This window comes from Shimia sp. W99 (assembly GCF_053851455.3).
Genome location: NZ_JBSQBU020000001.1, coordinates 3,562,993 through 3,588,633, shown reverse-complemented (window position 1 = coordinate 3,588,633; position 25,641 = coordinate 3,562,993). Strand labels below are relative to the sequence as shown.

The following is a 25,641-nucleotide window of genomic DNA, read 5'->3' as shown; positions in this document are numbered from 1 at the left end:
GCCCTGTGCCGGGCTGACGCCCGGCCAAAACACTCTTTCAAAAGGCCCGCCGGACCGGTGGGCCTTTTTCATTCCATGACCGCACGCAAGGCCCGCGACAGGACCGCCGAAGCCTCGGCATGTGCGGCGGGGCCCAGCATGCGCTGCGCCGCCACCTTTTCCATTGCGGTACATCGCATCCCCTGCATACCCTTCTTACGGGCATCCTCGCTGGCCACGACCTCCACGATATCCTCGACCAGCGGACGCAGGTCCTCGATCATCCGGCGGTCCACGAACAGCGGATCCGCCCCAAGACCAGCCGTGTCGCCCACCGCATCAGGCACGTGATCGGCGAACCACAGCAGCACGATCTTGCCCCCGATCGTGTTCAGGAGCAGCTTCATCCGCGCCACCCAGGCCATGCGCAGTTCGTCGCGCACCATGCCATAGCGATCCGGCGCCCGCGCACAGACCGTGCCCAGCATGTGGCGCGTAAAGTGAAACTCGCTGAAATCCACTTCACGGAACACCATCCGCATCATGTTGGACGCGCCGACAAACCGGTCATTCCGACGCGGATGCACCTTATAGAACCGGTTCGACATGTTTTGCGCGCCCATCACCTGAACCACCGTCACCCTGGCCCGCTGCGCGATTTCCAGCAACGCGGGCTCGGACAGGAACACATCCACCCCCGCGTTGACAAACCCGAGGTTCACGCAGGTTTGCCCCAACGCCTCCTCGACCAATTGCGGGAACGGCGCAGGGATGAACTTGCCATAGGTTTCCGTCCCGCCAAGGAAAGCGACAAAGTCCCCTTCCAACTCTTTTTTGGGGCCGCGAAACAACAACCGGGACGTGCCATATCGGCATGGCTCATAGTCGAGGTCGCCATCCCCCATTTTCTCGTAAGACATAATGCTCACCACCAAAATTTTCACCCGGGACAGAGAATCGCAGATAGACCTTGCGAAAAGGCTAATGTGCCAACTTGTCATAAGTTTTAGGCACCTCCGGCCCTTGCGGCCTGCCAAGCCTGCCGCGTATGGTCGTGACAAAGATCACAAGGGTTCGGCATATGGATATTAATTCGATTGGGGTCGTGGGCGCAGGCCAGATGGGCAACGGGATTGCGCATGTCATGGCGCTTGCAGGCTATGAGGTGCTTCTGAACGATATCAACCAGGATGCGCTGGACGGCGCCGTGGCGCGAATCGACAAGAACCTCGAACGTCAGGTCAGCCGCGAGACGATTTCGGCCGGTGACAAGGCCGCCGCGATGGGCCGCATCAAGACGACGCTGGCACTGCCGGCCGTGGCTGGTACCGACCTTGTCATCGAGGCCGCAACCGAGCGGGAAGAAATCAAACATCAGATTTTCGACGCGCTTGGGCCGCATCTGAAGCCCGACACGATACTGACATCGAATACCTCGTCCATCTCGATCACCCGGCTGGCCTCGCGTACAGACCGTCCCGAACGGTTCATGGGCTTTCATTTCATGAACCCGGTACCGGTCATGCAGCTTGTCGAACTCATCCGGGGCATCGCCACGGATGAAGAGACCTACCAGACCTGCCTTGGCATCGTGGAAAAGCTGGGCAAGACGGCCGCGAGCGCCGAAGATTATCCCGCCTTCATCGTGAACCGCATCCTGATCCCGATGATCAACGAGGCGTGTTACGCACTATACGAAGGTGTGGGCAACGTGGCCTCGATCGACAACGCCATGAAACTGGGGGCGAACCACCCAATGGGGCCGCTGGAGTTGGGCGATTTCATCGGTCTGGATACCTGCCTTTCGATCATGCATGTGCTGCATGACGGGCTGGCCGACACCAAGTATCGCCCCTGCCCGCTTTTGACAAAATATGTCGAGGCTGGGTGGCTGGGCCGCAAGACCAAGCGCGGGTTCTATGACTATCGCGGGGACACCCCGGTTCCGACGCGCTAACCCGGTTTCGTTGCAGGGGGGCTGTCTGCCCCCCGGTTTCAAAACCCCGGTTTTGAAACGCTCCCCCCGAGGGTATTTCCGGAAAAAGAAAGTGTGGATCAGCCCTGAGTTCCAAGGCTGAGCGTGTGTGCACGCAACCACGTCATGAACTTGCGCGGGCTTTCATCAAGCAGCTTCATCTGCTCGTCGCTCAGCGGTTTGCCCACGATGGGGGCCTGCGGTTTGTTGCAGGAGCGCACGATCTCATGCAGCAGCAGGCCCTGACGCAGGATGGGCGAAACCTGGCAGGCGATCTGATAGGCGCGGGAATTACGGCCCGGGAAAAAGATCGGCACGACCCGCGCACCGGATTTCCGGATCATCTTGGCCGTGAACACGTTCCATTCGCGCTCGACCGGCGGGCCCCACCAGCTATCTGACGACATCACCACGCCCGAAGGAAAAAGCGCGACCACACCGTTCTCGGACAGGTGCGCCATGGCCTTGGCGCGCATTTCGACCATCTTGCGTTGTGCTTCGGGGTCGTGCTGGAACGGCACCGGGATCATGAACGAGGTTGCCGCCTCATCGAGGCCGGTCAGAACCGAGCGGGTCAGGATGCGGTAATCCTGGCGCACGCGCCCGATCAGGTCGGCAAAGATCATCCCGTCGACCATGCCATGCGGGTGATTGGCGACGACGATAACCGGGCCTTCTGCGGGGATGTTTTGTAACTGTTCCAAGGGGGTCTGCAATTCGATCCCCATGGTATTGAGCGCACCACGCCAGAATCTCTGACCCCGGTATTCGGCATTGTTGCGCTCGAACTTGTTGACCATGCGCAGGATTTTCAGCTTGCCCGTGCACCATTCGATGGCGCGGATCGCAAACGAGGTCCAAGGGTCATCGAAAGAGTTGGCGTAGGTCAGCGTCCGGCGGTCATAAGTCTGACCTTCCGTGCGTGTCTCCCCTGTCGCCGTGCGTGGCTCTGGCAAAGTGTCTACCAAGTCTTCTTTCCCTGCCCCGGCGCGCGCCGCGCGTCAGAACCCTTCTCCGAACTTGTCAGCGACCAGAGCCTCGATGGCATCCGCCAGCGCGGGCGCGTCCGGCCCGCTGGTCTGAATGTCGATCGACGTGCCTTTGGAGGCTGCCAACATCAGCAAACCCATAATACTGTCGCCGCTTGCGCTCAACCCATCCTTTGACACTTCGGCCGAAGCATCAAAGCCTTCGACCACTTCGACAAGCTTGGCCGAGGCACGGGCGTGCAGACCCTTTTCATTGGTGATTTGCAAGGTTCGGGAAATTGTCTCGGACATTCAGTCAATCCGTATGTACGTTTTGGCTATCAATATACTTGCGCCCAGCTTCCAGCGACGCGCGCACCGCATCCGGCACGGCCAGGTGGCGGCTCTTGGCCAGTTTGATCAGCATGGGCAGGTTCGCACCGTAAAGGATGCGGCGATTGTCGGGCGCACAGGCCTTGAGGCTCAGGTTCGAGGGAGAACCGCCGAACATATCCGTCACCACGATCACACCATCGCCCATATCCACCTCGTCCGCCGCGGCGCAGATTTCGGTCTGTTTGCTGGGGCGGTCGTGTTCCGTTTCAATGGTGATGGCGCGCACGCCCTTCTGTGATCCCACGACATGCTCCATGGCCGCCAGGTATTCCCTGGCCAGCCCGCCATGTGCCACGATCACGATCCCGATCACGCCGTTGTATCTCCATTCACGTTGTCACCCGGGGCAAGTCCGGGCAGTGTCGTAAACCTGTCAAGTTCACGATGCCTTATTGACACTTGCCAACCCCGTTGCGCAAGGGCCTGTGCGACGGTTTCCGTCACGAAAACGGAACGATGTTTCCCCCCAGTGCACCCAAAGGCAATCTCCAGATGGCTCCGTCCCTCGGAGATGTAGGCAGGCAGCAGCAGGTCGACCATCCCCATGAGCCTTTCCAGAAAGGGCGCAAAGCTGGGATCGGTGGACACGTAGGCCCCGACAGGGGCATCCATGCCAGTCAACGCTCGCAGGTCCTCCACCCAATGCGGGTTGCGCAGGAAACGGCAATCGAACACCATGTCCGCGGTCTGGGGCAAAGCGCGCTTATAGCTGAAGGACTGCACCGAAAGCGTCAGGGGCTGGCGATCCTTTGGCGCAAACCACTTTTCCACCGCCGCGCGCAGGTCATGCGGTGACAGGGCAGAGGTGTCGATCAGGAAATCGGCCGCGTCACGCACTGGTGCCAGAAGGGCAAACTCCCGCTGGATACCCTCTCGGGGGCTTTCTTCCTGTGCCATCGGATGCCGGCGCCGCGTTTCACTGAAGCGGCGCAGAAGAATTTCCGGGCTGCAGTCGAGATAAAGCAATTCGGGCACCGGCCCATCAATGCGTTCAAGAAGATCCAGCGCCTCTCTTACCGACGTAGGCGAATAATCGCGGTTGCGCGTATCGATGCCAAGTGCCATTGGCCGTTCCAGCGGCATCCCCGAGAACAGGGGTTCCATCAGCCGAAGCGGCAGGTTGTCGATCGTTTCATAACCGGCATCTTCGAGCGCCTTGATCGCAGTCGAACGCCCAGCCCCGGAAGGGCCGGTAACAAGCACCAGGCGATGCGACGGTTTCGGACGATCCGGCATGGGTTCAGGCGGTCCTTCCATGGCGCAGGAATTGCAGAATGGCTGGCGCAAAATGTGTGCCTTCAGCGTGCCAAAGCAAGGGCACGGATTGCCCCAATAGAACAATTTCGCGTGGGTGGGGCAACCGATCGTTTTCCTTTCGGTCCAGATCCACGACGAGGCGGACATCGGCGGCATCGACCGGTTTCGCGTTCAGGATACCGACGCCCCGCGCCTCGATCATGCCGCGAATATGTTTCGGCGCACGGGCAACCAACCGGCTCGCGTGCAAGACAACCTCGGTCCTGTCATCCGAGACCAGATCCGCGCCATAGGCCATCAGCTGAAGTGCAAGCCCGGACTTTCCACGCCCAGACGCGCCGATGATGAGCGCCGCACGCCCCTGCACCGCCACGCAGCTTGCGTGAAGCATGGTCTGCAGCGGTCCGTCCGTATCCGAAGCGCCCTGCATAACGACCTTTCCTCTCGGTTGTTCAGATCAGACAGGCAAACCCACCACGAACCGCGCGCCCAGCGGGTCCGACGTCACGTCGGCATCGGTCGGGCGGATATTCTCGGCCCAGATCACGCCGCCATGCGCTTCGACAATCTGTTTCGAAATCGCAAGGCCAAGGCCGGAGTTGTTGCCGAAATCGGACTCGGGGCGGTGCGAATAGAACCGGTTGAAAATCTTGTTGAGCGCCTGATCCGGGATGCCGGGGCCGGTATCCTCGACCACGACCAGCACGCGGTTTTCCCGCTTGCGTGCCCAGATTCGGATCGCGTCGCCGTCTTCGCAGAAACTGATCGCGTTGGTGATCAGGTTCACGAAGACCTGCGCCAACCGCGCCTCAAGCCCGTTGATCTCGATCGGGGTTTCGGGCAGGTCGGTGATGAATTCGATGCCCTTGCCCTTGGCATCTTCGCCCAGATACTGCGCCAGATTGTTGATCATCTCGAGCAGGTTGAACTGTTCTTCTTCTTCCTTGACCAACTCGCTGTCCAGCCGCGAGGCGTTGGAAATATCGCTGACCAGCCGGTCCAGCCGACGCACGTCATGTTCGATCACATCAAGCAGTTTTTCGCGATGTTCTTCTTTCTTCACCACGCGCAGGCTGCCCACGGCAGAGCGCAGTGAGGCCAGTGGGTTCTTGATTTCATGCGCCACGTCAGCAGCAAATTGTTCATTACTGTCAATGCGTTCGTAAAGCGCTGACACCATGCCGCGCAAGGCGCCCGACAGGCGTCCGATTTCATCCGGGCGCGCGGTCAGATCCGGGATACGCACCCGGCCCGGATTGACCTTGCGGCTATCCGTGTCCCGCCCGATTTCCGCAGCCGCCGCAAGATCTGAAAGCGGGTTCGAAATCGTTGAGGCCAGAACCATCGATAGACCGACGGACACCACCGTCGCTATCAGGAACATCTGCAGCACCCGTTCACGCTCACCGCGCACCATCTGGTCCAGTTCCCCGGCGGCGCTGGTCAGCACGACGGTGCCAACAGCGGCGCCATTCTGCATTACCGGGACGGCCACCGCAAAAACCGTCGCTCCCATCTGGTCTTCGAGCGTGGCAAGGATCTCCTGCCCAACGATCGCATCCCCGGAAAGAGCGCGCGCCTGTTCTTCGACCGAGGCGCGCTGCGGGCCAACCGCGTCCCCGGCGCCGCCAAACAGCCCCCAGATCCAGTTCAGCGCCGACGTCAGGGGCGTGCCCTGCGGACGTTCCGCCAGCATGTCGGCGGCATCTGCTGAAGCCTGTCCGGCCTTGCTTCCGACGCCGGTCAGCGCCGTGTCATAGACAAAGACCTTGGTGCCCTCACGCAGCGGCAGCTTTTCAAGCGTACCGGCCACATCAATCCCGTCGCCGGTTGCCATGTTCACCGGCGCTCCGGCGGGCATCTGCGCCTCGAAGGCGCCCGCGATCAACCGCGCCTCGGTCATCAGCCCGGCGGCGCGCTGCACGGCGAAGCTGTCGCGCGCGGAATTGAGATAAAGGATACCCGCCACCAAAACGCACAACGCGATCAGGTTGAACGTGATGATCTTGCGGGTCAGCGGGGACTTGGAAAGCGGCAAAAGACGGCGCCGTTCACGCCGTCCCCGCAATTCCTTTTCGACATTGGCCTCGGGCGCGACCCAGTCATCGCCCAATACAACGTCTCCGTCCCGCCCCTGGGCCATGTCGCGCACTTCAGTCCTTCCGGCTGCCGCTTTTACTCTTCGTTGTACCTATAGCCGATGCCATAGAGGGTCTCAATCGCAGAGAATTCCGGGTCCACGCTGCGCATCTTCTTGCGCAACCGCTTGATATGGCTGTCGATCGTGCGGTCATCCACATAGACCTGGTCATCATAGGCCACATCCATCAGTTGATCGCGGCTTTTCACGAAACCGGGGCGTTGCGCCAGCGCCTGCAACAGCAGGAATTCGGTTACGGTCAGAGTCACGTCCTTGCCCCGCCAGCTCACCGAATGGCGCAGCGGATCCATCACCAGATCGCCACGGCTCATGACCTTGGTTTCCTCGGTGTCGCCTACGATATCGCCGTCCACCGCTTCCTGGCGGCGCAGCAACGCGCGGATACGTTCCACCAGAAGACGCTGCGAGAAGGGTTTCTTGACATAGTCATCCGCGCCCATGCGCAGACCGAGAACTTCGTCGATCTCGTCATCCTTCGAAGTCAGGAAAATGACTGGCATCGAGGTTTTCTGGCGCAGACGCTGCAAGAGGTCCATGCCGTCCATGCGGGGCATCTTGATGTCCAGCACGGCCATATCGGGCAATTTCTTGTTGAATGCGTCCAGCGCCTGCTGGCCATCATTATATGTTTCGACTTCAAACCCTTCTGCCTCAAGGGTCATGGAAACCGACGTCAGGATATTCCTGTCGTCATCCACAAGGGCAATCTTCGACATTGATCGGGTCCTTATACTGCTCGTTTTTTTATGGCTGTTTTTTGCGGTATTATGCGCAATTACCGCCCAGGCAATCAATCCAAAAGTGCGATTCGGGTCACAATCCGGACTTATTTGACACAGGTTTCGCTAACCAATGGCTAATTTGCCTCACTTTCTGCCGGGCTTCTAAGCGGATTGTTTCCGATCCGGCCTCCTGATTGCGCTAACCTGCAAGTGGTTGCGCTAACTGCGCTAAACCGTCCTATCCTTTCTCAGGAACGACATGTTAAGAGCGCCCCATCACGTCCGCGTCGCGGGCTGATGGGGGCGTTGCAAAACGGTCCTGCAATCAAGAACTGCCGCCCCTGTCCGGGCCGGCTACAGGAGTTTGAAGATGACATTTGGACGGGTAAACCCGCAATTCCGCCTCGAAGATCAAGGGATCGAAGGGCTGGGCAATGTCTATTACAACCTTATGGAGCCGGCTCTGGTTGAGGCCGCTCTGAAGAACGGCGAAGGCACGCTGGGCCAGGGTGGCACCTTCCTGGTCAGCACCGGCGAATTTACCGGTCGCTCGCCCAAGGACAAATTCACGGTCCGCACCGAAACCACCGAAAACACGATCTGGTGGGAAAACAACGCCCCGATGGAGGCTGACGCCTTTGATCGCCTGCACGCCGACATGGTCGCGCATATGAAGGGCCGCGACTACTTTGTGCAGGACCTTTATGCCGGGGCCGACCCGTCGCACCGCCTGAACGTGCGCGTGATCAACGAGCTGGCATGGCACAACCTCTTCATCCGTCACCTGCTGCGCCGCCCGGCGCGCGACGAACTCGACGGCTTCACCTCGGATTTCACGATCATCAACTGCCCGAGCTTCAAGGCCGACCCGGTCAAGCACGGCTGCCGCACCGAGACCGTGATCGCCGTCAACTTCGACAAGAAGCTGATCCTGATCGGTAACACCGAGTACGCAGGCGAGAACAAGAAATCCGTCTTCGGCGTGCTGAACTACCTGCTGCCAGAAAAAGGCATCATGCCGATGCACTGCTCGGCCAACCACGCCGACGGCAACCCGGTTGACGCCGCCGTCTTCTTCGGCCTCTCCGGCACCGGCAAGACCACCCTTTCGGCTGACCCCAACCGCACCCTGATCGGCGATGACGAACATGGCTGGTCGGATCGCGGCACCTTCAACTTCGAAGGCGGCTGCTATGCCAAGACCATCGGCCTGAACCCCGAGGCAGAGCCGGAAATCTATGCCACGACAAAGATGTTCGGCACCGTGATCGAGAACATGATCTTCGACGAAGAGACCAAAGAGCTCGACTTCGAAGACAGCACCCTGACCGAGAACATGCGCTGCGCCTATCCGCTGGATTCGATCCCGAACGCGTCGGATAACGGCCTTGGCGGGCACCCCAAGAACGTGATCATGCTCACCTGTGACGCGTTCGGCATCCTGCCTCCGATCGCCCGCCTGACCCCGGCCCAGGCCGAGTATCACTTCCTGTCGGGCTTCACCGCCAAAATGGCAGGTACCGAGCGCGGCGTGACCGAACCCGCCCCGGCGTTCTCGACCTGCTACGGCGCGCCCTTCATGCCGCGTCGTCCCGAAGCCTATGGCAGCCTGCTGCGCCAGAAGATTGCCGAACACGGCACCACCTGCTGGCTGGTCAACACCGGCTGGACCGGCGGCGCCTATGGCACCGGCAACCGCATGCCGATCAAGGCCACCCGTGCCCTGCTGACCGCGGCGCTGGACGGCTCGCTGAACGAAGCCACCTTCCGCAAGGACCCGAACTTCGGCTTCGAAGTGCCGGTCACGGTTCCCGGTGTGGACGCCGGTCTGCTGGACCCGCGCTCGACCTGGGAAGACAAAGAAGCTTACGACGCGCAGGCCAAGAAACTGGTCAAGATGTTCGCCGAGAACTTTGAACAGTACCTGCCCTATATCGACGCAGACGTGAAAGCCGCCGCCATCGGCTAAGCGCCACGTTCGAAACGATCAGAAAAGCCCCGGACAGGATCCGGGGCTTTTTCGTATTATCAAACCCGCACACCGCTCGCCTCGGTCAGGCTGCCCGCACCCCCTTGCTCCAGACCGCCCGCAACGCGGGCACCCCTTCGGTCAGCCGGAACCGGATCAGGTCGGCCGTCCTGCCAACCTCGAGCCGTCCGCGATCATCCAGCCCGGTATATTGCGCCGAGGCTGCCGTGACCGTGTGCAATCCCTTGGCCATGTCGCCCCAATGCTGTCCCAGCTGCACCGCTGACAACAGCAGCGACGACGGAACATAATCCGACGAGATAATGTCCAGAAGCCCGGCCTCGGCCAGCTCAATGGCCGCCACGTTCCCGGAATGCGACCCGCCCCGCACAAGGTTCGGCCCGCCCATGATGTTGGCGATCTGGTGCATGTGATTGGCCCGCGCCGCCGCAAGCGTCGTCGGGAACTCCGCCAGCCGAATGCCATGACGCGCCGATGTCGCCACCTGTTCGGCCGTCGTATCATCGTGGCTTGCCAACACTGCGCCAAAGCGCTTGGCCGCGGCCACAGCCGCAGCTTCGTGCCGATCCCCAAGGTTGGCACGAAGGGCCAGAAGGTGATCAACATGGCGGGCAAACTCATCGCCGCCCAACCCGTATTTCCCCCGGATGAACCCCTCGTACTTGTCGAGGTTGGTGAACTGGCGCTGCCCGGGCGTATGGTCCATCAGGCTCACGATCCCGATCCGGTCCTCTGGGCCGAACTCGTCAAGTTCCTCGATCAATGTCTCCGAACAGGTCTCGGCCCGCAAATGCAGATGGTGGCTGATCCGCAACCCGCCACTGTCCCGCATCGACAGGATCTCGTCGGCAATCGCGCGCGCGTATTTGCCGTATTTCTTGTTCGGCCCGTTGACGATCGACCCGACCCGGATCGCATCAAACACCGTGGTGATACCGACGCTCGCAAGTTCTGCATCATGCGCCACGATCGCCGCCTGATGCGGCCAGTCCACCTTTGGACGTGGATGCAAATGCCGCTCAAGATTGTCCGTATGCAGCTCGATCAGTCCGGGCGCTACAAAGTCCCCCTCGCAATCCACCGCACCCGCCGGCACCGACGCACCGCTGTCCATCCCGACAATCGTGCCGCCCCGCACCACGACACTGCCCCGCAGCGTTTCGTGCGGCAAAACCAGCGTGGCATTGGCGAGGATCATCTCTTGTGTCATCTCTGCGTCACATCCTGTTGTCATCAGCATTCCAAAAACCCGAGCCCGAGGCCCCATGCAATTCAGACGATACGGCATCTACTACACCCCGCATCCCGGCGCGCTGGCCGATTTCGGCGCGCGCTGGCTGGGCTGGGACGTGGCCAGCGGTCAACCCGCCCCGCATCCCGATATTCCCGGCCTGCCAGCGCCTCTGCCCGACATCACCGCAACGCCCCGAAAATACGGGCTGCACGGCACGATCAAGCCGCCGTTCCACCTTGCCGAAGGCACCACTGCCGCCGCGCTTGCGGACGCCTTGCACATCCTCTGCACCAGCCTCGCACCCGTGACGCTCGACGGCCTGCACCTTGCCCGGCTGGGCCGCTTCCTCGCCCTCAAGATCGACGGCGACCAGACACCACTGGCCAACCTCGCGGCCAGCGTCGTGCAACAGCTCGACCCGTTCCGCGCGCCCCCAAGCGATGCTGAACTCGCCCGCCGCCGCCGTGCCCGGCTGAATACCCGGCAAGAGGCCCTGCTCGCGCAATGGGGCTATCCCTACGTGCTCGACGAATTCCGTTTTCACATCACCCTGACCGGACCTCTGGCCCCGGATCAAGCGGCCGATGTTAAGACCGCGCTGGCGCCCCATATTACACCCCTTCTGCCCCGCCTCTTCACGGTGCGGGATCTCACCCTTGTGGGCGAAGACATGTCGGGTATGTTCCACGAGATCCACCGCTATGCCCTCACCGGATAAAGCGCGTCCATCGCCTGCGCCACGGTGTCCTCAAGCGCCCCGTCATTGCTGATCTCGATCACGTCCGCGCCTTTGGGCCGCACGAATTCGGCCCGCGCCAGCCGGGCGGCCACTTCCTCATGGCTCTCCCTGCCCCGCGCCGCCAGCCGCGCCGCAAGCGTCTCGGGCGCCGCCACCAGCGACAACACCGCAAAGTGATCAAACCGTGCCCGCGCCGCGTCCAGCACCGTGCGCGACAGGTTCACGAGGATCATGTCCTCCCCGGCCACCTCTTCCTGTGGAATGCCATAGCGCAGCCCATGCGCCTCCCACCAAATCGCAAAGGCCCCCTCTGCGACCCTCTGGTCAAATCCGGCTTCGCTCAGAGCTTCAAAGTCTTCGCCCGCCACCTCCGCCGGGCGCGTGATCACCCGCCGCGCCAGCCGGATGTCGGGATGCGCCGCCGCCAGCGCATGCATCACCGTATCCTTGCCCACGCCGCTCGGCCCAACGACTCCAATCACTCGCGCGCCCATCACGCCGCCCTCGGCGTATAGGCCGATACATCCACGACCCGATCGCACACGCGCTCCCGCGCCGCCTCGTCATGGAAAATCCCGATGATTGCCGCCCCGCGCGCCTTCGCCTCCTCGATCAGCTCCAGCACCGTATCCCGGTTCGCAGCATCAAGGCTTGCCGTCGGCTCATCCAACAGCAGCGCCGGGTAATCATGCGCAAAGCCCCGCGCGATATTCACCCGCTGCTGCTCCCCTCCCGAAAACGACGTCGGGCTCAACGCCCAGAGACGTTCTGGAATGCGCAGCCGGGTCAGCAACGCGCGCGCCCGGGTCCGCGCCACCTCGGCGTCCACACCCAGCACCAGCAGGGGCTCGGCCACCACGTCCAGCGTCGGCACCCGCGGCACCACCCGCAGGAACTGGCTCACATAGCCCAGCGTTTCCCGCCGAAGCGCCAGTATCTCGCGCGGCGGCGCCTGCACCACGTCCAGCCCATCGACAACAATCCGCCCTTCGGCAGCAAGGTAATTGCCATAGATCATCCGCATCAAGGTCGACTTGCCCGCGCCCGACGCCCCGATCAGCCCGACGCAATCCCCGCGCGCCACCGACAGGCTCGCACCCTGCATCACCGGGATCACAACACCCCCCTGATTATGCAGCGAAAAGGTCTTGGCCACCCCTTCAATCTCGATCATCCATGTCTTCCTTTTGCCAAAAATATCCTCGGGGGGAGTCGCTTGCGACGGGGGGCAGACAGCCCCCCTGCCCCGTCCTCAAACCTGCAACACGCTGGAAACAAGAAGCTGCGTATAGGCATGCTGCGGATCGTCCAGTACCTGGTCCGTCAGCCCGGTTTCCACCACCTGCCCGTCCTTCATCACCATCAGCCGGTCCGCCAAAAGCCGCACCACGGCAAGGTCATGGGTCACGATGATCGCGCTCAACCCCATTTCGCGCACAAGCCCCCGCAACAGATCCAGAAGCCGCGCCTGCACCGACACGTCCAGCCCCCCGGTCGGTTCATCCATGAATACCAGCCGCGGCCCGGTCACGAGGTTGCGCGCGATCTGAAGGCGCTGCTGCATCCCACCTGAAAACTGCGTCGGGCGATCATCCACCCGGCTCTCGGCGATCTCCACCCGGTCAAGCCAGTCCACCGCCTCGGCGCGAATATCGCCATAGTGACGCGCCCCAACGGCCATCAGCCGTTCGCCGACATTGCCCCCGGCACTGACGTTCATGCGCAACCCGTCCCGCGCATGCTGATGCACAAAGGCCCAGTCCGTCCGCCCCAGCATGCGCCGCTCCGGCTCCGACATGGTCACGGTATCCTTCACCGCCCCGTCGCGCATCTCGAACAGCACTTCGCCCCGGTCCGGCACGAGATGCCCCGCAAGACAATTGAGCAATGTCGACTTGCCCGACCCGCTCTCCCCGACGATGCCCATCACCTCGCCGGGATAAAGATCGAAATGCACATCTGTACAGCCGATCCGCTTGCCATACATGTGCGTGACTCCGCGCACCGACAAAAGCGGCCCGTTCGTTTCACCTTGGATCATGGGAAACCTCCAACCGCGTGCCCCCCGGCTCGCGGATCATGAAATGTATCTTGGGCCCCTTGCCCGACAATTCCGGCGCAAACTCCACCTCGACGCCGGGCCAGACCCGAACCCGCTCGAACACCGCGCGCAGCGTCGCTTCATCCGCCACTTTCAGCGCGGTATGATGCAGCCCGACATTGGCATGGCGGTCAAACCCGCTGCCTTTTTGCGTTTGCTGCCAAAGCGTGATCTTCGACGTGCCATCCGTGACATAGGCCGACGGATAGTCCGGATTGCCTCCAAACTGTTCCCAGCCCAGCGCACCAGTGAAAAACGCCAGGCTCGCCTGCAGGTCTCCCACGGTCAGTCCCAGATGATCAATTCCAAGCGTATCCGCGCTCATGCCGCACCGTCCTGCTCGATGGCGCCCTGCGCGCCCACATGCCCCGCCGTCCGACGGCTGGCACAGTAATCCGTGTCCGAACAGACAAACATCCGCGTACCCGCGTCATCCATGATGACTTCATCCAGATAGCTGTCATCCGCCCCGCACAGGTCACAGGGCGCATCCGCCTTGCTCGCCTCGAACGGGTGGTCTTCGAAATCAAGGCTCACCACCCGGCACCACGGCGGCAACGCATAGATCCGCTGCTCACGCCCCGCGCCGAACAGCTGGATTGCCGCCATTTCCAGCTTCGGGTTGTCGAACTTGGGAATGGGCGACGGGTCCATCACGTACCGCCCTTCCACCTTCACCGGATAGGCATAAGCCGTGGCAATCGCGCCGTGGCGGCTGATATCCTCGTACAGCTTCACATGCATCAGCCCGTATTCCTCAAGGCTGTGCATCTTGCGCGTCTCCACCTCGCTCGGCTCAAGAAATCGCAAAGGTTCGGGAATCGGCACCTGGTAGACAAGGATCTGATCCTCGCGCAGCGGCTCTTCGGGAATGCGGTGGCGCGTCTGGATCACGCTGGCTTTGCTCGTCTCCTCGGTGGTCGCAACCCCAGCCGTGCGTTCAAAGAACTTGCGGATCGACACCGCGTTCGTCGTGTCATCCGCGCCCTGGTCGATCACCTTGAACGTGTCCTCGGGCGTCAACGTCGCCGCGCTCACCTGCACGCCTCCGGTGCCCCAACCATAAGGCATAGGCATTTCCCGGCTGGCAAACGGCACCTGGTAACCGGGGATCGCCAGCCCCTTGAGGATGGCCCGGCGGATCATCCGCTTGGTCTGCTCATCCAGATAGGCAAAGTTGTAATCGGTCATTTCGGTGGCGGTTTCCGGGCCATTTTCCCTCAAATCCATCATCTTCTTGCCCCTTTTTCCCGGTATGCGAGAGCTTCACATGCAAGAAACCAGAAGGAACCTATCTCATGTTCAGCATCGTAAATGCCCTGCTTGTCGTCTTTTGCCTGGCCGTCATCGCCAAGGTGATGCACGCACGGAACACCGGCGAAGACGCACAATCCTGATCCTTTTACCGGTGTCATTCCGCCGCCTCCTTCGAGGTGGCGGAGGCATCCGCCGCCTCCCGCCGCAGCTTTCGGATCAATTCCAGCTCGGATTGGAAATCCACGTAATGGGGCAGCTTGATGTGCTCGAGGAACCCCGTCGCCTGGATATTGTCGCAATGGTACAGCACGAATTCCTCGTCCTGCGCCGGAGCCCCCATGTCATCCTCGCCCAGCTCCTTCCAGCGCAGCGCCCTGTCGACCAGCGCCATGGAAATCGCCTTGCGCTCTGACTGCCCGAACACAAGCCCATAGCCGCGCGTGAACTGCGGCGGCTCGGTCTTGCTGCCCTGGAACTGGTTCACCGTCTCACACTCGGTCAGCTCGATCTCACCAATCTCGATGGCAAAGCCCAGTTCGGGGATTTCCATCTCCACCGGCACCCGGCCAATACGCAGTTCGCCGACAAAAGCGTGGTTGCGGGCATAGCCGCGCTGCGTGGAATAGGCCATCGACAACACGAACCCCTCGTCCCCCCGCGTCAACGCCTGCAACCGCAAGGGCCGGTCGGCGGGAAGCGCCAACGGCTCCCGCGTCAGGTCCGCTGGCGTATCGTCACTCTCTTTCTCGGTCTGGATCAGACCTTCCTTGTTCAGGAACCCGGTGATATGGGGCGTCGGCGCATCGCGCGGCGCGGCACCCGGCGCGTCGGGAATATCTCCCTCGGCGGCCAGTTTGAAATCCAGCAAACGGTGCGTGTAATCAAAGGTCGGGCCCAGCACTTGACCGCCGGGCGCATCTTTGAAGGTTGCGCTGATCCTGCGATCACAGGCCATGTCACCCGTTTCCACCGGCACGGAATGCCCGAAACGGGGCAAGGTCGTGCGATAGGCCCGGATCAGGAAAATCGCCTCGATCAGGTCGCCCCGCGCCTGCTTGATCGCCAGCGCGGCAAGGTCCGGGTCATAGAGCGACCCTTCCGCCATCACCCGGTTCACCGCCAGCTTCAGCTGCTCGCGAATCTGCGCGACGCTCAACTCGGCGACATCCGTGTCGCCCCGCCGTTCCTCGGCCAACCACGCATGGGCATTGTCGATCGCGCGTTCACCGCCCTTTACCGCAACATACATCAGGCCGCCTCCACCTTGGTCGTGCGCGGCACCGCGCTGACGCGCGCGCCTTGCGTGAAAAAGAAATCCAGCCCCAGCGGAAACAGCGCCGCGTTGCGCTGAAACGCATCCAGCTCCGGCAGGCGCGCCGCGGTCGCGCTTCGTATCCCCGGCCCCCGCAAAATGGCGTTCACCAACGGGGTTTCGCCCTCTTCGACAATCATCGAGGCCGAGCGATCCGGGTATTCCGGCGTCCCGATAGCAAACCGGTCCAGCGGCATCAGGTCGTCCCAGCCGCCCACAGCAAAAACCGCACGCTCCGGACCGACGAGCGGCGCCCCGACATGGAAGGTGATCCAGTCACGCACCGCCGCACAGTCATGGGCCCCGGCAAGAAACACCGGCGTTTCCGGGTCACACAGCGTCAAAAGCAGCACCCCGGCGGCCACCGACAACGGCGCGGGCGGCTTCGCCCCGGCAAGGGTCTCGACCGTTCCGGGCCGCGCCATCACGTTCATCGCCGCGCGAAACGCATGCGCCGCATCCACCGGCGCGTTCGAAAATCCACCCCTGAGAAGGTCCGCGTCCATCAATCCTCTCCCCGTACCATCGTGAAGAAATCCACCTTGGTCGCCGCGGCCTTGGCCGCGCGCGCCCCTTTGGCCGCGTCCATCTCCGCGACCAGCGGTTCCAGCATCCCGGCGCGCACCCGCGCCGCCAATTCGCCCTGCATCAGCGCATCCACCAGCGCCGCGATCCGCGCCTTGCCCTTGTCGCGCCCCTGCACATAGCCATGCCCGACCGCGCCACCCTCAAGCTGCAGCGAACAGCGCGTGATCGTCATTTCCCCAAGGTTGAACGGCGCGCCTGTCGCCCCCTGCCGCCCGCGCACCATGGTCGCCCCCACTTCCGGCGCCCGCAGCCAATGGAACTCCGGTGCCATTTCCAGCGCCGCCCAAAGCCGCGCCACCGATGCGCCCGGCGCCTTGGCCATCAGGGACATCCAGTCCCGCCTCGTGAAATCTGCGCTCATCTAGACACCTTGCGAATTTGTCTATTTTCCTATACAACTAGACAAATCATTACCCATTCCCCGCGAGTCGGACAATCCCTCTCCCGTGAAAGTTTCAAGACATGCCCGCACCCGCACCGCGCACGCCGATCTGGAAATCCATCGCCGCCACCCTGACCGAAGACATCGCCGAAGGCCGCTATCCGCCCGGTGCCAAGCTGCCGACCGAGGCCGAACTCTCGTCGCGTTTCGGGGTCAACCGCCACACGGTCCGCCACGCGCTCAAATCCATGGCCGAACAGGGGCTGGTGCGTGCGCGGCGCGGCGCCGGGGTCTTTGTCACCCACGCCGCCACCGATTACCCCATCGGCAAGCGGGTTCGCTTTCACCGAAACCTCGAACAGGCCGGACGGCTTCCGGGCAAAGAGGTGCTCTATCTCGAAACCCGCGCGCCCGACCCGCGCGAGGCAGCCGCGTTGCGGCTGACACCGGAGGCCCGGGTACATGTTTACGAAGGTTTGTCGCTGGCCGATGCCCATCCCGTCGCGCTTTTCCGAAGCGTCTTTCCCGCCAGCCGTTTCCCGGACATGCTCGACCACCTGAACCGGTTGCGCTCGGTTACGGCGGCCCTACGGGAATATGGCGTTGCCGACTATACGCGTGCCTCCACCCGCCTCGCCGCCCGCCGTGCCAGCGCCACACAGGCGCTGCACCTTCTCTTGAACGAAGGCGATCCGATCCTGCGGACCGTGGGGATCAACGTCGATCCTGACGGGCGTCCGGTGGAATATGGTACCACCTGGTTTGCCGGGGACCGCGTGACCCTGACATTGGCCGACGGCGACTGATCCCGTCGCGCCCGGAAATTCCGGCCGGACCGTCACCGCCACGACACAAAACCCGCGTATGTCTGCCCGAAAACCCGAGAATGAGCGGACCCATGCCCGAACCTCTTCTTTCCGTGCGCCTGACCGGCGGCACCGTCCTTGTCGACGGGGAAATGCAGGAACGATCCCTGACCGTGGACCGCGGCCAGATTGCCGATGGCCCCCTGCCCGAAGTCGATCTCTCTGGCTATCTCCTGCTGCCCGGCATCATCGACCTGCATGGCGACGCCTTTGAACGCCACATCGCCCCGCGCCCCTCAGCCCCCTTCCCGCTGGACATGGGGTTGCGCGCGACGGATCGCGACGCCGCCGCCAATGGCGTGACAACCGCGTGGCTGGCGCAAAGCTGGTCCTGGGAAGGCGGCCACCGCAGCCCCGAATTCGCCCTGGGCCTTCTGTCCGCCATGGAGCGTTTCCGCGGCCACGCCCTGACTGACCTGCGCGTCCAGATCCGCTGTGAAACCCACACGGTCGAAACCGCAGACCGGCTGCTTGACGCGGTCGAACGGCACAAGGTCGACTATGTCGTCTTCAACAACCACCTCGACGAGGCCCTCCACCTCGCCCGGATCAGCCCGGACGAGATCGCCTACTGGGCCCGGAAATCGGGCCGCAGCCCCGAGGAACACATGGCGCTTGTGCATCAGGCATGGGAACAGACCCCGCGCGTGCCGCGCTATCTCTGTACCCTCGCCGAACGGTTCGACGCGCTTGGCGTGCGGTATGGCAGCCATGATGACCCCGACGGCGACACCCGCGAGCGTTTTTCGATCATCGGCGCGCGCATCTGCGAATTTCCCACCGCCCGCCCGGCGGCCGCGCTGGCCCGCGCCGTGGGCGACTCGGTCATCATGGGTGCCCCGAACGTCGTGCGCGGCGGCAGCCAGGCGGGCAATATTTCGGCCCAGACCCTGATCCATGACGGTCTATGCGATGCGCTGGTCTCGGATTACCACTATCCGTCCCTGTCGCGCGCCGCCTTTCGGCTCGTGGAAACTGGCACTCACACCCTTCCGAAGGCATGGGACCTGATCTCGCGCCACCCCGCCCGGATCATGGGGCTGAGCGACCGTGGCGCACTCGATGCGGGCACACGCGCCGATGTCGCCATCGTCAACGCCCGCACTCACGCGGTCGAAGGCACGATCTGCGCCGGGCGCATTTCCCACCTGACCGGAGAGGCCGCGCACCGCTTCTTCGCGGGACGTGCACCCGACCGGCTCGCCGCCGAATAACCGTGCGTTAGCCGCCGTATTTCTCGAGAAACGCTTCCGCGCTCAACGCGCGGAAATCGTCCAGCGAAGCACGCAGGCGATCATGCGGCCAATCCCACCAGGCAAGCGCCATCAGCCGGACCGCCACCGCCTCGGGTTGACGCGCCCGCAACGGTTTCGCCGGGACCCCGGCCACGATCATGTAGGGGGGCACGTCCTGTGTCACCACCGCCCCGGCGGCAACCACCGCACCATGTCCCACCGTCACCTCGGGCTTGATCTGCGCATTGTGCCCGATCCAGGTGTCATGCCCGACATAGGTCCGGCGCGACTTGCGATGGTCAAAAAACGCATCGTCATGCGCGGCATCCGGCCAGTAATCGGCCGAGCGATACATGAAATGATGCAGGCTTGCCCGGTCCAGCGGATGATCCGTTGCGCCGATCCGCACCCGGCTGGCGATATTGGCAAACTTGCCAACCTCCGCATTCGAAATATCGCAATCCCGGTCGCAATAGGAGTAATCGCCAAGGCTGGAAGACTGAATGCGGGCGCCCGAGTTCACCCAGGTATAGGCGCCAAACTCGCTTTCCACGATCTGGCAGCCCTCGGCAATCACCGGCCCCTCGGCCTTCAGCGGGTTGTGCATCAACGTCCCCCTTCATCCCCCTGGATCAGCTTGCGCCGCAACCAGCCCGAGAACCAGTCCATTGCCATCACCATGAGGATAATCAGAACGATGTAATACGCCACCTCTTCCCAATCCTTCTGGGTGATCATCGCCTGCGTCAGCAAGAGCCCGATCCCCCCCCCGGTGATCGCGCCGATGATCGTCGCGCTGCGGGTGTTGGATTCAAGGTAGTAGAGAATCTGCGACAGCAACACCGGCGTTACCTGCGGGATCACCCCAAAGCGATACCGCTGCACCGGGTTGGCCCCGGTCGACTGGATGCCCTCGATCTGCTTCTGATCGACGTTTTCCAACGCTTCCGAGAACATCTTACCGAACGACCCGGTGTCCGTGATCAGGATCGCCAGCGCCCCGGTCAGCGGCCCCGGCCCAAAGGCCCGCGCCAGCACGATCGTCCAGATCAGCGCATCCACGCCGCGGAAGAAGTCAAAGAACCGCCGCATCACCTGCCGCACCGCCATCAGGGGCGAGAAATTCTTGGCCGCGAGAAACGCCAACGGAAGGGCGACAATCGCCGCGCCCATCGTGCCGAGGAACGCCATCAGGATCGTCTCAAAGATCGCCCAGGCCACGTCGGAATGACGCCACATCTTGTTGCTCCAGAAGTCCGTCCAGATATCCGCCGCCTCGCCGCCAAGCGCGCGCGCCATCACCTCGCCGAAACCAAGCCCGTGATAGGGGCTGTCCAGCGTGAAAAAGAACAACTCCCAGCCTGTGAAATAGCGGAACACTTCCGTCCGGTTGCGCGTCACCGTCAGCCGCCCGACCTCGGTCGTGACCGTCATCCGGTTTCGGGACACGTTGATCCAGTCGGGCACATCTCCTTCGGGAAGGGTCGCATCCACCCCCTTGGCGCGGCTCGGCTGGGCGGTGATTTCACCATAACCCGGCACCATGTAGCTGACGAAATTGTCGGCCCCATAGGTCACGACATGCCCTTCACCAAGGTCAATCACCGTCTCGTTCCCCAGCGCCACCCAATCGGGCGCGGAGCCTGCCTCGTAGGTGCCCTTGCGCTCGCCCTCGATCGCCACGCTCACCTCGCCCGACCGGTTGTCACGCGTCACGTGGGTCTTGTAGCTGTAGCTGTCCGCCACCAGCGCCCGCGCATTGTCCACTTCGAACCGCTGCGCCAGCCCCGGAATGTCAAAGGCAAAGAAAATATAGGTCAGATAGGCCAGCACCAGCGCGGGCAATCCGAAACTCACCAGCCGCTTGCGCCGGAAAAGCGCATCCGCCTGCATCTTGACCGGGATCATATCAACATCCAGCGCGCTCATGCCGCCACCTTCCTGCCTGTCTTGCCATGGGTCAGGCGGTCACGGAAATGGCTCGACACCTGATCCACCACGATGATCGTCGCGAACAACAGCAGGAAAATCGCCGCCGCCTCGTCATACTGCCCCTTGCCCCAGCTCATCGCATTCTTGAGTTCATAGCCGATGCCGCCCGCCCCCACGAAACCAAGGATGGCCGAGGCGCGAATGTTGATCTCGAACCGCAGGAGCGCATAGCTCAGGTAGTTCGGGCTGACCTGCGGAATGACGCCCAAAATCATCCGCTGCGACCAGTTCGCGCCAACCGACTGCAATCCCTCCACGGGCTTCAACGACGCATTCTCGTTCACCTCGGAAAACAGCTTGCCCAGCGCCCCCGCCGTGTGAAACGCAATCGCGATCATCGCTGGAACCGGGCCACCACCCATCACAAAAATCAGCACCAGCGCAATCACGATCTCGGGCACCGCCCGCATGATATCCATGATCCGCCGGAACACCGGGATCAGGCGCGGCCAACGCGCCATGCCCCGCGTCGACAACAGCGACAGCACCATTGCCAGCATCGCCCCGATCAGGGTCGATGCGCCCGCGATGTTGATCGTCTCGACCAGCGACGGGAAAAACTTCACGAAATGCGCGGGCAGCGTGTCAACCTTCTCGACCGCCTCGCCCAGCACTTCCTTGGGAAAGTCGAACAACCGGTGCAACCCGTCCCAGAAACCACCGGCATTGCGGTCATCCGCAATCATGAACCCCGACACCATCAGGGCCACGAATATCGCCAGGATAATGCCGTCCATCATCCGCTTGCGCCGCGTCAGCGCCATGTAATCCGCGCGCAACGCGCCGACACCGCCTGTCAGATCCGCCATCCTGGCCCCTTTCCGTCAAAACACAGTCCCCGCGAAACCGCGGAGCCTGCCATCATCCGTGCGAAATAATCAGTTGGACTTGAGCTTGCGCGCTTCCACGATCACCTCATAGGCTTCGTGGGTAATCGGCATGAAGCCTTTCGCATCGCCCTGCAGCACGCCATAGGCGCATTCCTCGTCCATCGACTTGAGCGACGCCATGAGGCCGGTCATCTTCAGCTTCACGTCTTCGGGCAGCGACTTGCGCAGCACCACCGGGCCTTCCGGGATCGGCTTGGATTTCCAGATCTGCACCAGCTCGTTCATGTCCACGAGACCCGCGTCAACCGCCTTGCGCAGCGCGCCCGAGTTGAACCCGTCTTCCCATTCGCCAAGCCCATCAGCCCAGGTCACACCACCGTCGATGTCGCCATTGTAAACGGCCACGATGGTCTGCTCATGACCGCCGGTGAACTTCACTTCCCCGAAATAATCGCCCGAGGTCATGGTCGCGCCGGTCGCCTGCGGGATTTCGATCGACGGGATCAGGAAGCCCGAGGTCGAGTTCGGATCACCAAACCCGAACACCTTGCCCTTCATCGCTTCGAGGCTGTCGATGCCGCTGTCCTTGCGGGCAAAACCGATCGAGTAATAGCCGTAGCCACCATCGTTGTTCACCTTGACGAGGATCGGCTCAACCGCTTCGGGATCGCTCAGGAACGTCTTGGCATAGCCCGACGCGCCCAGCCACGCCATGTCGATGGTGCCGCCCAGCAGGCCCTGAATCACGCCGTTATAGTCGGCCGGGGCAAACAGCTTGGTTTCCACACCCAACAGGTCTTCGGTCTTGGCGCGCAGGCATTCGTTCGAGTTCAGACGGTCCTGGGCGTTTTCACCACCAAGGATACCGATGCGGAATTCCTTGATGTCTTCTGCCATGGCCGGAGCGGTCAGGGCGGTGGTTGCCAGCACGGCAGCGATCAGTTTTTTCATGGTTTCAACTCTCCGTAGGTTGGATTGCACAAAGCCGATGATCAGTTCGACTTGAGTTTTCTTGCTTCGATGATGGATTGGTAATGGTCATGCGTGATGGGCGCGAAACCACGGCCCTCGCCCCCCATGACCGCATAGGCGCAATCGGGATCGTTGGTCGGCAGGCTTGCCACCAGCGCCGTCATTTTCAGCTTCACATCTTCAGGCAGCGTCTTGCGCAGCACGACCGGACCGCGCGGGATCGGCGCCGACCGCCAAATCTCGACCAGGTCATTCATGTCGACAAGCCCCGCATCCACGGCCTTGCGCAGGGCGCCGGTGTTATAGCCGTCTTCCCACTCACCGATCCCGTCGGCCCAGGTCACGCCGCCGTCGATGTCGCCGTTATAGACGGCAATGATGGTCTGCTCGTGACCGCCGGTGAATGTCACGTCGCCGAAATAATCGCCCGAGGTCATGGTCGCCCCGGTCTCTTGCGGAATTTCGATCGACGGAATCAGGAACCCGCTTGTCGAGTTCGGGTCGCCGATGCCGAACACCTTGCCCTGCATGTCTTCCAGGCTGGTGATGCCACTGTCCTTGCGGGCAAACCCGATCGAGTGATAGCCGGTCGATCCGTCCATCTGCACCTTGATCAGCACCGGTTCAACCGCTTCGGGGTCGCTCAGATAGGTCTTGGCATAGCCCGACGCGCCCAGCGACGCGAAATCCATTGTGCCACCCAGCAACCCCTGGATCACGCCGTTGTAGTCCGCCGGGGCAAAAAGCTTGACCGGCACACCGAGAAGCTCTTCTGCCGCCACACGCAGACATTCCTGCGAGGCCAGGCGATCCTGCGCGTTTTCACCGCCCAGAATCCCGATACGGAACTCCGAAATCTCTTCCGCCAATACCGGCGATACCAGCGCGGTCGTGACCAAGGCAGTCGAAATCAGTTTTTTCATTGTATCTCTCTCCGGTACGAAAAAGCCCCGGGCATCCGCCTGGGGCATTCATGAAACTCAGGCCCTGACAGGGGTGCGTGTTTCGATCTCGGTCGAGGTATAGGCCTCGTTGAAACTGTCATCGGCGCCATAGATGTCGCGCGCCACGCCGGTGGTCAGCTGCTCGGGCGTGCCATCGAACACGATCCGCCCGTCGCGCATCCCGATCACCCGGTCGCAATAGCGGCGCGCGGTGTCTAGCGTGTGCAGGTTGGCAATCACCATGCGCCCGTCTTCCTCGTGAATGCGGCGCAGGCTCTGCATCACCACCTGAGCATTCATCGGATCAAGCGAGGCAATCGGTTCATCCGCCAGAATGATCTTGGGGTCCTGCATCAACGCGCGCGCAATCGCCACGCGTTGCTGCTGCCCCCCCGAAAGCGCCTCGGCGCGTTTCGGCCCGTGTTCGGCAATGCCGAGCCGGTCAAGAATGTCGATGGCCCGATGAATATCCGCCGTCGGAAACAGGTTGAACATCGTGGCCAGGGTCGAGCGCTTATTGAGCGTGCCATGCAGCACGTTGCTCACCACATCCATGCGCGGCACAAGGTTGAACTGCTGGAAAATCATCGCGCATTCACTCTGCCACGCGCGCTTGTCGTGCCCCGTCAGGCCGGTGATGTCGCGACCCTCAAAGATCATCTTTCCGCTGGTCGCATCGCTCAGCCGGTTCAGCATCCTGAGAAGCGTGGACTTGCCCGCACCGGACCGCCCGATGATCCCGATCATCGCCGGGCGGTCGATCTGGATATCGGCCTTGTCCACCGCGACATTCGGCCCAAAGGCCTTGGTGAGCTTCTTGATTGTAAGCACGGTCATCCCCTCGTCGTTCGAGGGGCTGCTTAGAGGGCGCGTTCAAAGGAAAATTGACAGGTCGGTGAAGCTTTCGTGACGGCCGCTGTGGATAAGTGGCCCGTTTCGCAGACCGCCTGCGTTGTGTTTCCGGCAGCAGACCCTGCCCGGTAGGGGAAATTTCCGGACCCGTTCAAAACCCGCCCGAAAGGTGCGATTTCTCTCTTGACCCGGCCCGCCGACTCCCCTAAATCGCACTCCACTTACGGCGGTGTAGCTCAGTTGGTTAGAGCAGCGGAATCATAATCCGCGTGTCCGGGGTTCAAGTCCCTGCACCGCCACCAAGAATTCCAGAAGCCCGGATGCCGACGCATCTGGGTTTCGTCTTTTCCGGCCCTAGTCCGCGATGTCCAATTCCGCCTCGATCTCGATCGCGAAATTCATCGGCAATCCCGCCGTCCCGATGGCAGACCGCGCATGGCGCCCCACATCCGGACCGAACACCTCAAGGATCAGATCGCTGAACCCGTTGATGACAAGGTGCTGCTCACAAAACCCCGGTGCGGAATTGACCATCCCGAAGACCCGTGTCCAGCCCGTGATCCGCGACAAATCCCCGATCTCGGCCTTCACATTCGCCAGCACCGAAAGCGCGATCTCGCGCGCCGCGTCATAACCTTCCTGCGTCGTCAGCTCCGCGCCGAGCTGCCCGAACGGCCCGCCAATTTTTCCATCGGCATTCGATTTCGGATGCCCCGAAATCAGCACCCGGTTGCCGCGCGCGTTCACAAGGCTGAACGGCAGATGCAGGCCCTCGGGCAGACGGGTCGCCGCAGGCAAAGTCAAGCCCAGCGCCTGCATGCGTTTCTCGATGTCGGACATGGGCAATCTCCTCGCATTCAAGGCAAGACTGCCCGCGACGGATCAACGG

Annotated in this window: 29 protein-coding genes and 1 tRNA gene; 6 read left to right on the top strand and 24 right to left on the bottom strand. The window is 62.2% G+C overall.

Going from position 1 to position 25,641, the window contains the following annotated elements; all coding sequences use genetic code 11:
- Positions 1-68 precede the first annotated feature (68 nt).
- Positions 69-899, bottom strand: a complete 831-nt coding sequence (locus ACS3QZ_RS17390; RefSeq protein WP_456038964.1) for a DUF6473 family protein — start codon at positions 897-899, stop codon at positions 69-71.
- A 161-nt stretch (positions 900-1,060) separates the two neighbouring features.
- On the opposite strand from ACS3QZ_RS17390, the gene ACS3QZ_RS17385 reads away from it, so the two are divergent.
- Positions 1,061-1,936 carry a 3-hydroxybutyryl-CoA dehydrogenase gene (locus ACS3QZ_RS17385; protein ID WP_456038963.1) on the top strand — a complete coding sequence of 292 codons (876 nt, stop codon included), beginning with the start codon at positions 1,061-1,063 and terminating at the stop codon, positions 1,934-1,936.
- Between the two features lie 98 nt (positions 1,937-2,034).
- Here the strand turns inward: ACS3QZ_RS17385 and ACS3QZ_RS17380 are convergent, their stop codons facing one another.
- From ACS3QZ_RS17380 to ACS3QZ_RS17350, 7 genes are read right to left on the bottom strand one after another with little or no spacing between them, the layout of a single operon-like run.
- Positions 2,035-2,922, bottom strand: a complete 888-nt coding sequence (locus tag ACS3QZ_RS17380) for a lysophospholipid acyltransferase family protein (protein WP_456038962.1) — start codon at positions 2,920-2,922, stop codon at positions 2,035-2,037.
- A gap of 33 nt (positions 2,923-2,955) precedes the next feature.
- Positions 2,956-3,234 (bottom strand): HPr family phosphocarrier protein, encoded by a 279-nt coding sequence (locus tag ACS3QZ_RS17375; protein WP_093096625.1) that lies wholly within the window; start codon positions 3,232-3,234, stop codon positions 2,956-2,958.
- A 4-nt stretch (positions 3,235-3,238) separates the two neighbouring features.
- Entirely contained in the window at positions 3,239-3,631 is a 393-nt protein-coding gene (locus tag ACS3QZ_RS17370; RefSeq protein WP_093096623.1) for a PTS sugar transporter subunit IIA, read from the bottom strand.
- Positions 3,628-4,554, bottom strand: coding sequence for an RNase adapter RapZ (gene rapZ, locus ACS3QZ_RS17365; protein WP_456038961.1), 927 nt, complete (start codon positions 4,552-4,554; stop codon positions 3,628-3,630). Before rapZ ends, ACS3QZ_RS17370 begins: the two co-directional genes overlap by 4 nt.
- Before the next feature lie 4 nt (positions 4,555-4,558).
- Positions 4,559-5,005, bottom strand: coding sequence for an HPr kinase/phosphorylase (locus ACS3QZ_RS17360; protein WP_456038960.1), 447 nt, complete (start codon positions 5,003-5,005; stop codon positions 4,559-4,561).
- A gap of 27 nt (positions 5,006-5,032) precedes the next feature.
- Positions 5,033-6,718: a sensor N-terminal transmembrane domain-containing protein gene (locus ACS3QZ_RS17355; protein ID WP_456039363.1), complete on the bottom strand. Its 1,686-nt coding sequence runs from the start codon at positions 6,716-6,718 to the stop codon at positions 5,033-5,035.
- 32 nt (positions 6,719-6,750) lie between these two features.
- A complete protein-coding gene (locus ACS3QZ_RS17350) occupies positions 6,751-7,452 on the bottom strand; it encodes a response regulator transcription factor (protein ID WP_093096611.1) in 702 nt (233 codons plus the stop codon).
- A 376-nt stretch (positions 7,453-7,828) separates the two neighbouring features.
- Here ACS3QZ_RS17350 and ACS3QZ_RS17345 point away from each other — a divergent pair, with 376 nt between their 5' ends.
- Complete coding sequence (locus ACS3QZ_RS17345; protein ID WP_456038959.1) at positions 7,829-9,427, top strand: phosphoenolpyruvate carboxykinase; 1,599 nt, start codon at positions 7,829-7,831, stop codon at positions 9,425-9,427.
- An 85-nt stretch (positions 9,428-9,512) separates the two neighbouring features.
- Here the strand turns inward: ACS3QZ_RS17345 and ACS3QZ_RS17340 are convergent, their stop codons facing one another.
- Positions 9,513-10,658: an alpha-D-ribose 1-methylphosphonate 5-triphosphate diphosphatase gene (locus ACS3QZ_RS17340; RefSeq protein ID WP_456039362.1), complete on the bottom strand. Its 1,146-nt coding sequence runs from the start codon at positions 10,656-10,658 to the stop codon at positions 9,513-9,515.
- A 55-nt stretch (positions 10,659-10,713) separates the two neighbouring features.
- On the opposite strand from ACS3QZ_RS17340, the gene ACS3QZ_RS17335 reads away from it, so the two are divergent.
- Positions 10,714-11,400: a DUF1045 domain-containing protein gene (locus tag ACS3QZ_RS17335; RefSeq protein WP_456038958.1), complete on the top strand. Its 687-nt coding sequence runs from the start codon at positions 10,714-10,716 to the stop codon at positions 11,398-11,400.
- On the opposite strand, the gene phnN is transcribed toward ACS3QZ_RS17335, so the two are convergent.
- From phnN to phnG, 8 genes are all read right to left on the bottom strand, one after another.
- On the bottom strand, positions 11,382-11,915 hold the full coding sequence (phnN, locus tag ACS3QZ_RS17330) for a phosphonate metabolism protein/1,5-bisphosphokinase (PRPP-forming) PhnN (protein WP_456038957.1): 534 nt from the start codon (positions 11,913-11,915) through the stop codon (positions 11,382-11,384). The genes ACS3QZ_RS17335 and phnN overlap by 19 nt on opposite strands.
- Positions 11,915-12,595 (bottom strand): phosphonate C-P lyase system protein PhnL, encoded by a 681-nt coding sequence (gene phnL, locus ACS3QZ_RS17325; protein ID WP_456038956.1) that lies wholly within the window; start codon positions 12,593-12,595, stop codon positions 11,915-11,917. The genes phnN and phnL overlap by 1 nt, the downstream gene beginning before the upstream one ends.
- A 78-nt stretch (positions 12,596-12,673) precedes the next feature.
- Positions 12,674-13,462 carry a phosphonate C-P lyase system protein PhnK gene (phnK, locus tag ACS3QZ_RS17320; RefSeq protein WP_456038955.1) on the bottom strand — a complete coding sequence of 263 codons (789 nt, stop codon included), beginning with the start codon at positions 13,460-13,462 and terminating at the stop codon, positions 12,674-12,676.
- Positions 13,449-13,847, bottom strand: coding sequence for a VOC family protein (locus ACS3QZ_RS17315; protein WP_456038954.1), 399 nt, complete (start codon positions 13,845-13,847; stop codon positions 13,449-13,451). Before ACS3QZ_RS17315 ends, phnK begins: the two co-directional genes overlap by 14 nt.
- Positions 13,844-14,713: an alpha-D-ribose 1-methylphosphonate 5-phosphate C-P-lyase PhnJ gene (locus ACS3QZ_RS17310; protein WP_456039361.1), complete on the bottom strand. Its 870-nt coding sequence runs from the start codon at positions 14,711-14,713 to the stop codon at positions 13,844-13,846. The genes ACS3QZ_RS17315 and ACS3QZ_RS17310 overlap by 4 nt, the downstream gene beginning before the upstream one ends.
- Before the next feature lie 220 nt (positions 14,714-14,933).
- Positions 14,934-16,028 carry a carbon-phosphorus lyase complex subunit gene (locus ACS3QZ_RS17305; RefSeq protein WP_093096586.1) on the bottom strand — a complete coding sequence of 365 codons (1,095 nt, stop codon included), beginning with the start codon at positions 16,026-16,028 and terminating at the stop codon, positions 14,934-14,936.
- Positions 16,028-16,597 carry a phosphonate C-P lyase system protein PhnH gene (gene phnH / locus ACS3QZ_RS17300; protein WP_456038953.1) on the bottom strand — a complete coding sequence of 190 codons (570 nt, stop codon included), beginning with the start codon at positions 16,595-16,597 and terminating at the stop codon, positions 16,028-16,030. Before phnH ends, ACS3QZ_RS17305 begins: the two co-directional genes overlap by 1 nt.
- Positions 16,597-17,040 (bottom strand): phosphonate C-P lyase system protein PhnG, encoded by a 444-nt coding sequence (phnG, locus tag ACS3QZ_RS17295; protein ID WP_456038952.1) that lies wholly within the window; start codon positions 17,038-17,040, stop codon positions 16,597-16,599. Before phnG ends, phnH begins: the two co-directional genes overlap by 1 nt.
- A 101-nt stretch (positions 17,041-17,141) precedes the next feature.
- Between phnG and phnF the strand changes: the two genes are divergently transcribed.
- Positions 17,142-17,867, top strand: coding sequence for a phosphonate metabolism transcriptional regulator PhnF (gene phnF / locus ACS3QZ_RS17290; protein WP_456038951.1), 726 nt, complete (start codon positions 17,142-17,144; stop codon positions 17,865-17,867).
- A gap of 92 nt (positions 17,868-17,959) precedes the next feature.
- Positions 17,960-19,141, top strand: coding sequence for an alpha-D-ribose 1-methylphosphonate 5-triphosphate diphosphatase (locus ACS3QZ_RS17285; RefSeq protein ID WP_456038950.1), 1,182 nt, complete (start codon positions 17,960-17,962; stop codon positions 19,139-19,141).
- A 7-nt stretch (positions 19,142-19,148) separates the two neighbouring features.
- Here ACS3QZ_RS17285 and ACS3QZ_RS17280 read toward each other — a convergent pair whose 3' ends face one another.
- The 6 genes from ACS3QZ_RS17280 to phnC form a co-directional block, all read right to left on the bottom strand.
- A complete protein-coding gene (locus tag ACS3QZ_RS17280; protein ID WP_456038949.1) occupies positions 19,149-19,769 on the bottom strand; it encodes an LbetaH domain-containing protein in 621 nt (206 codons plus the stop codon).
- On the bottom strand, positions 19,769-21,091 hold the full coding sequence (phnE, locus tag ACS3QZ_RS17275; RefSeq protein ID WP_456038948.1) for a phosphonate ABC transporter, permease protein PhnE: 1,323 nt from the start codon (positions 21,089-21,091) through the stop codon (positions 19,769-19,771). Before phnE (ACS3QZ_RS17275) ends, ACS3QZ_RS17280 begins: the two co-directional genes overlap by 1 nt.
- Complete coding sequence (phnE, locus tag ACS3QZ_RS17270; protein WP_456038947.1) at positions 21,088-21,963, bottom strand: phosphonate ABC transporter, permease protein PhnE; 876 nt, start codon at positions 21,961-21,963, stop codon at positions 21,088-21,090. Before phnE (ACS3QZ_RS17270) ends, phnE (ACS3QZ_RS17275) begins: the two co-directional genes overlap by 4 nt.
- Before the next feature lie 69 nt (positions 21,964-22,032).
- Entirely contained in the window at positions 22,033-22,935 is a 903-nt protein-coding gene (gene phnD / locus ACS3QZ_RS17265) for a phosphonate ABC transporter substrate-binding protein (protein WP_456038946.1), read from the bottom strand.
- 41 nt (positions 22,936-22,976) lie between these two features.
- Positions 22,977-23,879, bottom strand: a complete 903-nt coding sequence (phnD, locus tag ACS3QZ_RS17260; protein ID WP_456038945.1) for a phosphonate ABC transporter substrate-binding protein — start codon at positions 23,877-23,879, stop codon at positions 22,977-22,979.
- 57 nt (positions 23,880-23,936) lie between these two features.
- Positions 23,937-24,731 (bottom strand): phosphonate ABC transporter ATP-binding protein, encoded by a 795-nt coding sequence (gene phnC / locus ACS3QZ_RS17255; RefSeq protein WP_456039360.1) that lies wholly within the window; start codon positions 24,729-24,731, stop codon positions 23,937-23,939.
- A gap of 246 nt (positions 24,732-24,977) precedes the next feature.
- Between phnC and ACS3QZ_RS17250 the strand changes: the two genes are divergently transcribed.
- Positions 24,978-25,054, top strand: a tRNA-Met gene (locus ACS3QZ_RS17250).
- A gap of 52 nt (positions 25,055-25,106) precedes the next feature.
- Here ACS3QZ_RS17250 and ACS3QZ_RS17245 read toward each other — a convergent pair.
- On the bottom strand, positions 25,107-25,592 hold the full coding sequence (locus ACS3QZ_RS17245) for a RidA family protein (RefSeq protein WP_456038944.1): 486 nt from the start codon (positions 25,590-25,592) through the stop codon (positions 25,107-25,109).
- Between the last annotated feature and the right edge of the window lie 49 nt (positions 25,593-25,641).